The 12,658-nt window shown below is 34.8% G+C and carries 11 protein-coding genes; 6 read left to right on the top strand and 5 right to left on the bottom strand.

Features of this window, described 5'->3' with window-relative positions:
• The first annotated feature begins 6 nt into the window (after positions 1-6).
• The 6 genes from pabB to B8W84_RS03555 all read left to right on the top strand — a co-directional run bounded on the left by pabB (position 7) and on the right by B8W84_RS03555 (position 7,216).
• On the top strand, positions 7-1,413 hold the full coding sequence (pabB, locus tag B8W84_RS03580) for an aminodeoxychorismate synthase component I (RefSeq protein WP_094751947.1): 1,407 nt from the start codon (positions 7-9) through the stop codon (positions 1,411-1,413).
• 151 nt (positions 1,414-1,564) lie between these two features.
• Positions 1,565-2,248: a sensor histidine kinase gene (locus tag B8W84_RS03575; protein ID WP_094752730.1), complete on the top strand. Its 684-nt coding sequence runs from the start codon at positions 1,565-1,567 to the stop codon at positions 2,246-2,248.
• Positions 2,249-2,356: 108 nt separating this feature from the next.
• Positions 2,357-3,142 carry a DNA repair ATPase gene (locus B8W84_RS03570; protein WP_094751946.1) on the top strand — a complete coding sequence of 262 codons (786 nt, stop codon included), beginning with the start codon at positions 2,357-2,359 and terminating at the stop codon, positions 3,140-3,142.
• A 135-nt stretch (positions 3,143-3,277) separates the two neighbouring features.
• Positions 3,278-3,667, top strand: a complete 390-nt coding sequence (locus B8W84_RS03565) for a TraR/DksA family transcriptional regulator (protein ID WP_094751945.1) — start codon at positions 3,278-3,280, stop codon at positions 3,665-3,667.
• Positions 3,668-3,793: 126 nt separating this feature from the next.
• Complete coding sequence (locus B8W84_RS03560) at positions 3,794-5,470, top strand: AAA family ATPase (RefSeq protein ID WP_094751944.1); 1,677 nt, start codon at positions 3,794-3,796, stop codon at positions 5,468-5,470.
• Positions 5,471-5,926: 456 nt separating this feature from the next.
• A complete protein-coding gene (locus B8W84_RS03555; protein WP_094751943.1) occupies positions 5,927-7,216 on the top strand; it encodes an NAD(P)/FAD-dependent oxidoreductase in 1,290 nt (429 codons plus the stop codon).
• A gap of 125 nt (positions 7,217-7,341) precedes the next feature.
• Here B8W84_RS03555 and ycfP read toward each other — a convergent pair whose 3' ends face one another.
• The 5 genes from ycfP to fabB form a co-directional block, all read right to left on the bottom strand.
• Entirely contained in the window at positions 7,342-7,884 is a 543-nt protein-coding gene (ycfP, locus tag B8W84_RS03550) for an alpha/beta hydrolase YcfP (protein WP_094751942.1), read from the bottom strand.
• A 33-nt stretch (positions 7,885-7,917) separates the two neighbouring features.
• Positions 7,918-8,931 (bottom strand): beta-N-acetylhexosaminidase, encoded by a 1,014-nt coding sequence (gene nagZ / locus B8W84_RS03545; protein WP_374220146.1) that lies wholly within the window; start codon positions 8,929-8,931, stop codon positions 7,918-7,920.
• 138 nt (positions 8,932-9,069) lie between these two features.
• Complete coding sequence (locus B8W84_RS03540) at positions 9,070-10,083, bottom strand: aspartate-semialdehyde dehydrogenase (protein WP_094751940.1); 1,014 nt, start codon at positions 10,081-10,083, stop codon at positions 9,070-9,072.
• A 9-nt stretch (positions 10,084-10,092) separates the two neighbouring features.
• A complete protein-coding gene (locus B8W84_RS03535; protein ID WP_094751939.1) occupies positions 10,093-11,220 on the bottom strand; it encodes a 4-phosphoerythronate dehydrogenase in 1,128 nt (375 codons plus the stop codon).
• Between the two features lie 73 nt (positions 11,221-11,293).
• Complete coding sequence (gene fabB, locus B8W84_RS03530) at positions 11,294-12,511, bottom strand: beta-ketoacyl-ACP synthase I (protein WP_094752729.1); 1,218 nt, start codon at positions 12,509-12,511, stop codon at positions 11,294-11,296.
• Positions 12,512-12,658: the final 147 nt, after the last annotated feature.

Below are 12,658 nucleotides of genomic sequence, written 5' to 3'. Positions count from 1 at the left end.
AATATTATGATCCAGACGACACAACATATACTTATTAAACCACTTACGTCGAACAGCGCGATGTTTGAAAATTTAAAAGCGACTTTAAGCGCCTTACCTTGGACTGTTTTTTTGCAATCTGCGGACACACAACATTGCGATAGTCATTGGTCTATTTTCAGCACAGATCCGGTAGCAACGCTCAGTTCAAAGCGAGGTACAAGTACTATTGTACAAGCAGGTGAGAAAACATATAGCAAAAAAGATCCCTTTTATTTATTAAAATCCTTACGTAAAAAATTATTTAAAAATACTGAAGTGATCCCTAGTATTCCTTTTTCAGGAGGAGTATTAGGCGTCATAAATTATGAGATAGGTTATCAAATTGAAACATGCATAGATGTTGATAATGCGCAGACATTAGATATTCCTGACATGCAGTTTGGTTTTTATGATTGGGCCCTTTTACAAAACATAAAGTCCAACGAGATTTTTTTGCTGGTTAATAATAATATTAGTCATCTCCCTTTAGATGAAATGTGGCAATTACGAAAAGCGTGGCTAAACACTAAAACACAAGAAGCAATACTCAGCGAGCCCTTTAAATTAACGAAGCAATGGTCATCTAATATGACCAAAAAATCTTATATTGAAAAATTTAATACCATTCACGAATATATTTTAAGTGGTGACTGTTATCAAGTAAACCTCGCTCAGCGTTTCCAGTCGATATATGTTGGAGATGAGTATCGAGCCTATGAGACCCTACTTATACAAAATGCCCCCCCTTTTGCAGCGTTCTTACGTTACCCCAACCACTGTCTTTTATCTCTATCACCCGAACGATTTTTAAGCTTAAATCATCATAAAATTCAAACGAAACCCATTAAAGGCACACGTCCTCGTTTTAAAGATGAGATTCAAGATAAAGCCAGTCGCCAAGCTTTGCAAAACGCCAGTAAAGATCGCGCTGAAAATTTAATGATCGTAGACTTACTGAGAAATGACATCGGTAAAGTCGCAATACCTGGTAGCGTTCATGTACCTAAATTATTCAATATTGAAAGTTTTCCTGCGGTGCATCATCTTGTCAGTACGATTGAAGGAACCCTTGCTGCACAATATTGTACGGAAGAGCTTTTGCGTTCCTGTTTTCCTGGTGGCTCCATTACTGGTGCCCCAAAAATTCGGGCAATGCAAATTATTGCAAAATTAGAGCCCAATCAACGTGATATTTATTGCGGTAGTATTGGTTACATTAATGCCAATGGTGATATGGATATGAATATTGCTATCCGCACCCTACTTTGTCATAAAAAATCTATTTATTGTTGGGCGGGGGGAGGATTAGTCGCCGATTCGCAAGCTCTTGATGAATATCAAGAATGCTTAGATAAAGTGGCAAAAATATTGCCCATATTAACCGATATGTAATTTATCCCTTTTGTTTTTTATAACTCCTAAAAAGACGAGTTTGTGACCTAGCCCCTCTTTTTATATTATTTATTGAATATTAAGGATATTTAACTATATACTTAATATTCAATCCTTATGAACCGCTTTAAGCATGTTAATGGGCCGTATAATGAATAATATACACGATCTTGATTTTAATATGATTTTGGCAACAACAGCACATGATATGAAAAACTCATTGTTTATATTGCTACAATCAATTGAGAATCTAAACATAGCTAATAATCTAACCGTTACACAGCATCAAGATTTAGCAGGCTTACATTATCAAACAATGCGTATTAACAGCACATTAATTCAATTACTTGCACTATATCGAAATGAACAACAATTGCCGATATCAATAGAAGAGCACTCAGTACGTGATACTTTAGAAGATGTCATGGACAAAAATAAGCTGTATATTAATAGCCAACATAAAAAAGTTACTTTAAGTGTTGATGAGAATCTTAATGCGTATTACGACAACGATCTTATTACATATTTAATCAGTGATATTTTTATTAATGCATTACGTTATAGTCATTGTAATATTATCTTACGCGCGTTTATAAAAAAATCTTATCTTGTTATTCAAGTTGAAGATGATGGGCCGGGCTATCCAGAGCATATGCTTTTACATAATAACTTTGATAACATGCCTTTTAATGCGTGTAAAGGCCATAGTGGTTTAGGCCTTTTGTTTGCAAAAACAATAGCGGCTAAACATAAAAACAAGACATTAAGCGGGTATATTAGCTTAATGAATGGAAAAGAAACCGGCGGGATATTTAGTTTATTTCTTCCCAATTGATTTATATTCACTGCTATTGTTTTATTGTACGTGATATATTAGAGCGATAAATATCATTTAATGATTTGTTATCTATTATAGTTTTCTATCCCTTTTTTTTGAGATTTTATGTTATATACAATTATTTTTATATTAGTGGGTTTATTACTTTTTGTTTTAATTGGGTACAATATAATACAACAATATAGACAAAAAATTGATACCGAGCGACGCCTTGCAACGAGCAAACAACGCGCGATTATCGCAGAGGTTGATGAGCTACTCTTACAAGCAACCAACATGCCTTTTAGTCAATCGTTATTACTTATCTTGCAGCATCGAATCAAAAATGCATTAATCTTTATGCTAAAAACTTCAAGTGAGCGTAGTGTTAGTGTGGCCATTCAAAATCATCTGTCGAATACCAATTTACAAATTAAAGAATTACAAAAGAGTTATACGCCTCCCGACGAGAGTATTTTTAAAACACCTCAAAGTGATAGAGAAGCACTAGTCTTATTACAAATTGCCAAGAAAATTCGTGCAGTGCTCCGCTCTGAACATGCTAAAGGTAAAGTTTCTACCCAAAATTTTGTCGTAGAAGATCGTCGTTTAGAAATGATGCAACTAAAGATTAATATCGAAAACAGTTTAAAAAAGATTTATGATTCTAAAAATAGTCATCAATATGGCAGTGCCAATCAAATGATTAATAAATTAATCATTATATTGAGCTCTATGGCTGATAAAGATAGTTATCTAAGCTCAAAAGAAACTCAATTGATAAAACTTAGATCTGAAATAAAAAAAGCACTTCACGAAAAAAATGATAAAAAATTACAAGAGATCAAAGAGCGCGAAGCTGAAAAGAAAAATGATATTGATTTTATTTTTCAAGAGAAGAAAAAATGGTAAGCACCGTCTATAAATTCTGATCTATGTCAATTTTTTACTTATCCCTCAGTTATAGTCCTTAGTGTTTGACTTAAATCATAGAACATCACAAATGACTCTCTATGATAAGTAGACTATTCCCATAGAGACAATTAAATGTCATTACTTACCGAGAAACAACTCGCTAATTTTCAAAATAGCTTATTAAAACAACTCAATTTACAACGTATCAATATTATTGATACGTTAGAGACCTTACCGGCTTCAGATTGTGTCACTCCAGAAAAAAAACTGGCTTTATTTTCTTGTGATGAACTGATAATTATTAGTAAAAATGTTGAAATAAAAGTACTTAAAGACAAAATAAAAACCATAAAAAATATTGATGCTGCACTCAGTAATTTAAATATTGGAATGTTTGGTTTATGTGCTGATTGTGAAGAAAGCATTGAATTAGAAAGATTAAAAAAAGATGCAACCCTGCAACGTTGCCAATGTTGCACTGAAAAATATAATAAACAACATACGAATCAATATCTTTTATAAGCGGATAAAACCCGCAATAAATGGCGATACGCTCTACATAACGATCAGTATTTAGAGCATACTGATTGCATCCTTCCCTGCAAACCTTATAATGACTCACTTAATCAGCCTTTTAGAGTTCTTACATTGCCGACAACAAATTTAATTTCTGAGCGTACGCAACCAAACGCTACCTTATCTATACCTCTTGACGCGTCTATGTGCGGCGTTGACTTCAGTGAAATGCTTTCTCAATCGCCCACTTCAGATGTGACGTGGCTATCTCTTTTTCCTCTTGTGACACAGGCGATCAAACATTTTTTACAGTTGCCTCATTCATTATTGTTATTTAATGCAACGCATTGGCAAGCTGCACTAGCAGTGCTCCATGCAAGTTATCCGCACGAGTTAAAATCACTCACATTACAAAACTATGACCAAGAAAAGCTTTTTGGCCGTATAAATTTAAATAAACAACATAATTTTGATTTCCAGCCAGGTGAAATAGAAAAATGGAATAACGGTGTTTTAACATTACATATTAGCCCGCTACTTGCATCCCCTGATCTTTGGTATTTATTAAAATCTTTTTTAATAAATAGAACCATATCTGCGAGATCAGCTGTCAATGCCAATAATTTTAAAGGTTGCTATCCCGAGACTCCTTTAAACAAAATTAATACAAAAATAGTTTTAATTTGTACACGTTATCAACTAGATGAATTGCAAATTCTTGATCCTGAATATCATCAAGTTAGCGCGCTTTTTACCGAATTATCCTCATCGGTGGTGGCCAATTCTACGAATATTCACGCGCTAAAACACTATTGTCAGGGACTATTAAAAGATTTGAAATTAATGCCCTTAACCGATGATGCTCTTTGTCTTTTATTTGATTACCTTGCTCAAGCAACAGAGCACCAGAAAAAATTATTGTTTTCACCTGATTTTATTGAAAACCTGATCCGTTATGCACAAATTTTCAACAAAAAAAATACGGTTTTAGATGCGAAGCATTTGCAGCAAGCTTTCGATATACAAATGAAATCTCGCTCCTTAGCGCAAAACTTCAGTGAACAAGCATTACTTGAGAAACAAGTACATATACAACTCTCCGATAGCGTTATCGGACAAGTTAATGGCATGGCTGTCGTTGAACTCATGGGCTATCCCACTGAATTTGGTGAAATATTTCGCCTATCTGCCAGTGAAATGATTGGCGATGGAGAAATTATTGATGTTGAACGTAAAGTTGAGCTTGCAGGTAATATTCACGCTAAAAGTTTCTTAGTTGTACAAGGTTATTTAAATCATTTTTTTACACATGTGCATAATTTTCCTCTTTCCTGTAATGTTGTATTTGAACAATCCTATCAAGAAAGTGATGGCGATAGTGCATCTCTTGCCACGTTACTTGCGGTTACCTCGTGTTATGCTCAACAACCTATCCGACAGGATTTATTTGTAACGGGAGCATTGGATCAACATGGTAATATTCTACCAATTGGTGGAATAAATCAAAAAATACAGTCTGTCACTCGGCTTTTTGAATTAGGTCTATTAGATTTTCCAGTCTCTATTTTAATACCAAGCGCAAATCAAATAAACTTAACACTTGATAAGCAAACTTTACATCTAATTAAACAGAAAAAAATTAACATTTACCCCCTTACGCATTGTGAAGACGCTTTTCCCTATGCTTTACAATGTAACTTTAAGGACGTGCTATCATTAATTAATCACCGTATCGATTTATTACAAAAAGGCGATATAGATGAATCATCAAAAGGTTTATTCTACCGTTGCCTCGCACTATTTCGTTGATTGTTGATAGTCTGTCATATAAAGTACGACACATTATTTTTTTACCCTTAAAAACATGGTACTAATAATGGTGTAAGTCCTCATGAATTTGAAAAAGTGTACTTTGAGAACTTGAGATCTGTCTAGAGAACTAGGTACTTATCATAACGTTATTTTGGGATGTAACGCGCCTTTAGTTGAACAACTTTATTAGATTTTCTCCGTTTCCATTGTCATATTTCTGACGGAAATCCGATGAATATATGTTCAATTGAGCGCTTTCCATACCGTTTTAATCGAAGCACTTATTATTTGAATATAAGTGTTATTTAATATGCTCTGAACGAATAAAAACCATTGCTTTCACTGCTATATTCCATTATTTTATGATCTAGATTAAGGTATTATTATAAAGTTTGTTTTCAGCAATTTTTTTTTGGCGCGTTGCTGAAAGCAAATTTAATTTAAGGATGTTAAATGATAAAAATTGTGATAGTTGGTGGGGGTGCAGGAGGACTTGAACTTGCAACAAAGTTAGGTAATAAATTAGGTAAAAAAAATAAAGCAAAGATCACATTGGTTGATAAGAATAGAACACATTTATGGAAACCTTTATTACATGAAGTTGCAGCGGGATCTCTAGATGATGGTATTGATGCTTTAAGCTATCCTGCTCATGCAAAAAATCAATATTTTAATTTTAAATTAGGAAAACTTAAAAATATAGATCGTCAGAATAAAAAAATTCAGTTGTCTGAATTAATTGACGAAGAGGACGGTCAGATAATTTTGCCTGAAAGTCAGTTAAATTATGATATTTTAGTTATGGCGTTAGGCAGTGTGAGCAATGATTTTAATACACTAGGTGTTAGTGAACATTGTATTTTTTTAGACACACCGCAACAAGCGAAAAAATTTCATCATCGAATGTTGAATAAATATTTACAATTGTGCGTGCAAGAAACAAAGCAAGTTAACGTAGCAATTATTGGTGCAGGTGCAACGGGTGTTGAACTCTCTGCTGAGCTATTTAATGCTTTAGAGCAAGTTTCAAGTTATGGCTTTGAACATATTGATGCTAAGGGATTAAAAGTAAGTCTCATTGAAGCGGGCAATAAAATATTACCCGCTTTACCTGAACGGATTTCTAAATCCGCTCATAAAGAATTATCAAAATTAGGTGTGGATGTACGTACTTCAACAATGGTTGTCGAAGCAACGGAGAAAGGCTTATTAACTAAATCAGGAGAGTTCATTGAGGCAGATCTTATCGTTTGGTCCGCCGGAATAAAAGCGCCTGATTTTTTAAAAAATATTGCGGGATTAGAAACAAATAGAATTAATCAATTAGTGGTTAAACCTACATTACAAACTTCTTTAGATGATTCAATATATGCGATTGGTGATTGTGCTAGCTGTGCGTTAGAAAAAGGTGGTTTTGTACCGCCTCGTGCTCAATCTGCACATCAGATGGCTTCACTTGTTGCTAAGAATATCATCGCATCTTTAGCATCCAAAACACTTGTTGATTATAAATATACCGATTATGGTTCATTAGTGTCGTTGAGTCATTACAGTACGGTCGGAAGCTTAATGGGTAACTTAATGAAAGGCTCAATGAAAGTCGAAGGGCGTATGGCACGTCTCGTTTATATTTCGTTATATCGAATGCATCAAGTTGCATTACATGGTTATTTTCGTACTGTATTGATCACGATAGTAGGGCGTATTAATCGTGTATTACGACCAAGGTTAAAATTGCATTAAAACTAAACACACTATGTTTTTTAGGTAACGATTAAGGTAAACCTTGTTATATGGCTTATCTTATATTACAAAATCACATAAATAATTTAATCTTTTTATTTTGAATAAACTATACTTCTCATATACTACGGTGCGAGTTTAAATGCTTTAATCCTTTGTAAATGATGTGCGATATCTTTAAATTTATGCCCTTGTTGAGCATCTAATATTATAGGATAATAAGGTAATAACGCCTTTTTAATACAATTCATCGTATACGAGTCCTCTAACGAAGATAAAATACATAAACATTTTTTTTGGTTCATTTTCCGAAAATCTAGCACACATTTACTTTTAATATCTAGATATTCTTCTGGCCATTCTATTTTGCCAACCATATTATCTTCGGGAAATAAATTAGGATCAAAAATAACTTGTTTTATACCACACAAGAATCCTATTCGTTCACTCCAAAATCCACCTAAACCAACACCACAAATTAACGGTGCTTTATCATCACTACTTTGTATATGTTTATGTACTTCTCCGAGAATATGACTCATATCATATTTTGGATGCACGGTACTATAGTGAACTAAACGTACCTCTGTATCGATAAACTTCAATTGCATTATTTTTTCATGATTACCGGGACTTGTCGCATCAAAACCATGCAAATAAATAATCATTTGGATTGTCCTATCATTTTATTAGAAGGATCATTAAAGTCGTTCATTAAATAACTGTATATTATACTGATGTTTTTGCCATAAAGGATCATGTTGTAATGCACACCTTCCATTGCCTTTTGAATAAGACAAGTATTTTACCGCAAAGGTATCTTTTTGCGAAGAGACTTGTAAATTATCTAAAATAGAAACTGCAGCATCAATATCATTACACGCCAAAATCAAATTACAGCCAGCGTCAATAGCACTGCGTGCTCTATCCACATGATCACCCATAAAACTTGCTCCATGCATAGAGAGATCATCACTAATTATCACACCTTTGAAATTTAACTTCTGGCGTAAAATAGTTTGTAACCAATACTTAGAAAAACTTGCTGGCATTGAATCGCACTGTTTATAAACGACATGAGAAGGCATCATAGCATCTAAAAAGCCTTCTTCGATTAAGACCTTAAAAGGCACTATATCAGATTTGAAAATGTCTTCTGATGTGCGATTATCCATAGGTAGTGAAATATGAGAATCAGCTTTCACACTACCATGTCCAGGAAAGTGCTTGCCCGTACACGCCATCCCAGCTTGTTTCATCCCTTGAATATAAGCACGTGCCAGTGTAATTACCTCGAGTGGGGAAGCAGAAAAAGCACGCTGACCAATAATATCTGAAATACCATTTAAATCTAATACGGGGGCAAAGCTTAAATCAATATCACAAGCAATTAATTCTCGAGCCATAATATAACCACAACTAAGAGCCAACTCTATTGCTTTATTTGGTGTATTTAACTTTTGTAACGACCCAACAGATGGTAGTAGCGTAAATTGATGTTTAAAACGTTGTACTCGCCCACCTTCATGATCGACTACAATTAAAATATCATTGCTAGCGGCTAAACGGATCTGTTGAACTAATGATTTTAATTGTTTAATGTCATAAAAGTTTCGAGTGAATAAAATAACGCCAGCTATCATAGGATGAGCGAGTATTTCTCTATCTTGTATTTCTAATTCACAACCCTTTACATCGAGTATGAGCGGTCTTATCATTTTATCTCCTACACAAACCAGTCATATTGTTTTCTTACATTAAATCAATAAATACATTATTAAAATATCCTAAAATGTAAGGCTAGAATTGAGATCTAGCCCCTTATAATCAACCAGTTAATTATATAAAGTAGCCTATATATAATTTTTTATCAGTTTTTCAGCTACTTTTATTGCATTACAAGCAACTCCAAAATATACGTTATCCGCGCAGATCCATAAATTTAACCCACTTGGGTCACAAAGATCTTGACGTAAGCGCCCGATTTGAACGCTATCATTACCGACAACATCGGTTATTATATTAGGATAATCACAAACTGATTCAACTAATGTTAGTCCTGCACTATCACGCAATGATTGTGCCACTTCTTCTAAGTCAACAGGATAATGTGTTTGTACATGTACGGATTGAGCACAACCATAAAACATTGGTACAACAACCTGTGTACTTGCAACCATAATAGCGGGATCGTTTAATAATCGACGCACCTCATTGACTAAACGTACTTCACTGAAACTGTGCCCATCATCATTAAATTGTCCAACTTGAGGGAAAACATTAAATGCCGTTTGTTGTGGAAACAATTCATGTTCAATACTTTTAGCATTTAATAATCGCGCGGTCTCTCCTGCAAGTGTTGTAACACCGACTTTCCCTGCAACCGAAACCGATTGATAACTAGAAACGCTAATACGTACTAATCCTATTTCTTGATGTAACTTTTTAAGGGTTAAACTTAACTGTGCAGCTTCGCTACTTGGAATACTAATTTTATTATTCTGCGTAAAATCGGCAAAACCTGTTTCATTTACATCCACTTGTATTAACGGAACATTTTCATCACTTAAAAAAGCGCCACTATTATCGATAACGATACAATGTTTACTCGCTATATCTGCCCATTTTTTAGTGCTTTCAATATCTGTAAAAAAGAACGCTATATCTATTTTTTGCCAATCAAAATCTTGAATGTCAATGATATCAACCGGTTTCCCAGAGAACATAACCGATGTTTTTTCTGTTTCACCCTCATACAATGGAAATATTTTCGCCACGGGGAAATTACGTTGTGCTAATAACTCTAGCGTTGCTTCAATCGCACCATTTAAATCTCCAATTAGCGCAATATTATATTCTGATTTCATTTTTTTCCTCTATTGATTAACATCACGCTGTAAGCCCAATGCTTGTAATAATTGTTCTTGCTCAATAACTGAGTCTATTTGTAACGTAGATAATTCTCGACGTTCCTGATAATTTCTGCGCATGGTATCAAAACCATCTGTTTGATCAATCCTTTGTCTAAATAATGCATCGTCTCTACGTACGTCATAAATCATATGCATTAACACTTTAAATAAGCTTTCATCCAATATGCCATTAATAGATACTTTATTAATCAACGGCGCAGGCATGAAATTTATTACATTATACTGCTTTTCTAATGACAAATGCTGACAAAAATCTTGATATAATATTTCTGTTCCGCGCGCTTTACCCTCTAAGCTATAACCCGCGATATGGGGAGTCGTAATGTCGACATAATCTAATAACTCACGATTAATATGTGGTTCATTTTCCCAGACATCAAGCACTAAAGTGGGGGTTAATCCTTTTTTTGCTAGAGATAACAGCGCGTTATTATCAATTATTTCACCACGTGACGCATTTAATAAAATTTGTTTGTTATTTAACTTTTGTAGAGTGCTCCTATCAAACAAATGCCAGGTTGGATACTCACCTTGAATAATTTTAGGTACATGTAAACTTATGATATCAGAATTTAAAACTTCATCAAAACTGCAAAATTGGCGAGGATCAGCACTTAATTGTAAGGGTGGATCGTATAATTTACAACGAACTCCGAGTGCATTTAACCGTTGATGAAGAGCACTTCCTGTATTTCCAGCCCCTACAATCGCCACACTTTTATCTTTTAGCTTAAACTGCTGTCTTTCAGCTAAAACAAGTAAGCTACTAAGTATATATTCTGCAACCGATACTTTATTACATCCAGGGGCACTACTAAAACTTACCTGTTTTGATTTTAAATAGTCTAAATCGATATGATCGGTACCAATGGTTGCAGTGCCAACAAACTTTAAACAAGTATTCAAATGTAATAGAGCTTCATTAACTTGTGTTATAGAACGCACTAATAAAATATCTGCATCCCTTAACTGTTCAGCACAAACTGTTCGGCCAGAAAAAAAATATAACTCTCCATGCTCTGCAAAAAATTCACGGGCATAAGGAATATTTTCATCAATATAAATCTTCACTACATGTACTCCACGACAATAAAATCAAAAAAGGAGCCGAAGCTCCTTCTTTCATTCTTTGTAACATACGCCTTTATTTTGTAAAACGTTTAAATACGAGCGTTGCATTTGTACCACCAAAACCAAAACTATTAGACATCACGATATTTAATTTTGCCTCAATGGATTTATTGGCTACAATCGGCAAATTTACAGCTAATTCATCTAATTCATCAATATTTATTGATGGTGATATAAAATTATTTTCCATCATAATAAGACTGTAAATCGCTTCATGTACTCCAGCCGCACCGAGTGCATGGCCCGTTTGAGATTTAGTCGCACTAATCTTAGGTGCATTTAAACCAAAAACTTCATTAATGGCGCCTAACTCTTTTGTATCACCAATCGGAGTAGATGTTCCATGTGTATTTAAGTAATCAACTTTACCGTCAACGGTTGCAAGAGCCTGACGCATACAACGCACAGCTCCTTCACCCGATGGTGCAACCATGTCATAGCCATCTGATGTTGCACCATAACCAACTATTTCAGCGTAAATTTTTGCACCGCGAGCAAGCGCATGTTCTAATTCTTCAACAACAACCATTCCGCCACCCCCTGCAATAACAAAACCATCTCGTGCCACATCATAAGTACGTGATGCCTTTTCAGGGGTCTCATTATATTTACTTGACAGCGCGCCCATTGCGTCAAATTCACAGGCCATTGTCCAATCTAATTCTTCACCTCCACCCGCAAAAACAATATCTTGTTTGCCAAGTTGAATCTGTTCCCATGCATGGCCAATACAATGTGCACTTGTTGCACACGCACTGCTCATTGAATAGTTAATACCTTTTATTTTAAAAGGTGTCGCTAAACATGCAGATGTAGTACTCGCCATTGTTCTAGGAACCATATAAGGACCTACACGGCGCACGCCTTTGGTTTTCATTATTTCAGCCGCCGCTACTTGATTTAACGACGAAGCGCCACCTGAGCCCGCAACAATGCCAGTACGTTCATTAGAAACTTGATCATCGGCTAAGCCCGCATCGTCTATTGCTTGTTGCATCGCAATATATGTATATGCGGCAGCATCACCCATAAAACGCAGAGCTTTACGATCGATATGCTCTTTAGGCACAATATCAACAGCCCCCCAAACTTGACTACGCATTTTCATTTCCGCAAATTGCTCAGAAAATGTAATGCCGGATTGACCACTTTTAAGGGAAGCTAGAACCTCTTCTTTATTGATACCAATACTAGAAACAATGCCAATACCTGTTATTACTGCTCTTTTCATCATTAAACCTTTATTGCTTGGGGAAGTAGCCATAATGCCCATACCTGTTATTACTGCTCTTTTCATCATTAAACCTTTATTGCTTGGGGAAGTAGTCATACAATGAGAATAATTAATTCTATTCAATCTCATTGATTTAAAATATAA

Source organism: Psychromonas sp. CD1 (assembly GCF_002239585.1).
Lineage (GTDB): Bacteria > Pseudomonadota > Gammaproteobacteria > Enterobacterales > Psychromonadaceae > Psychromonas.
Note: the sequence above shows the minus strand (reverse complement) of the source record. Positions and strands in the feature narration are given on the sequence as shown.

Coding starts and splice junctions, on each gene's coding strand:
- B8W84_RS03570 (WP_094751946.1), top strand. CDS start 2,357: ATGTTATATACAATTATTTTTATATTAGTGGGTTTATTACTTTTTGTT.
- fabB (WP_094752729.1), bottom strand. CDS start 12,511: ATGAAAAGAGCAGTAATAACAGGTATTGGCATTGTTTCTAGTATTGGT.
- B8W84_RS03575 (WP_094752730.1), top strand. CDS start 1,565: ATGAATAATATACACGATCTTGATTTTAATATGATTTTGGCAACAACA.
- pabB (WP_094751947.1), top strand. CDS start 7: ATGATCCAGACGACACAACATATACTTATTAAACCACTTACGTCGAAC.
- B8W84_RS03565 (WP_094751945.1), top strand. CDS start 3,278: ATGTCATTACTTACCGAGAAACAACTCGCTAATTTTCAAAATAGCTTA.
- B8W84_RS03555 (WP_094751943.1), top strand. CDS start 5,927: ATGATAAAAATTGTGATAGTTGGTGGGGGTGCAGGAGGACTTGAACTT.
- ycfP (WP_094751942.1), bottom strand. CDS start 7,884: ATGATTATTTATTTGCATGGTTTTGATGCGACAAGTCCCGGTAATCAT.
- B8W84_RS03540 (WP_094751940.1), bottom strand. CDS start 10,083: ATGAAATCAGAATATAATATTGCGCTAATTGGAGATTTAAATGGTGCG.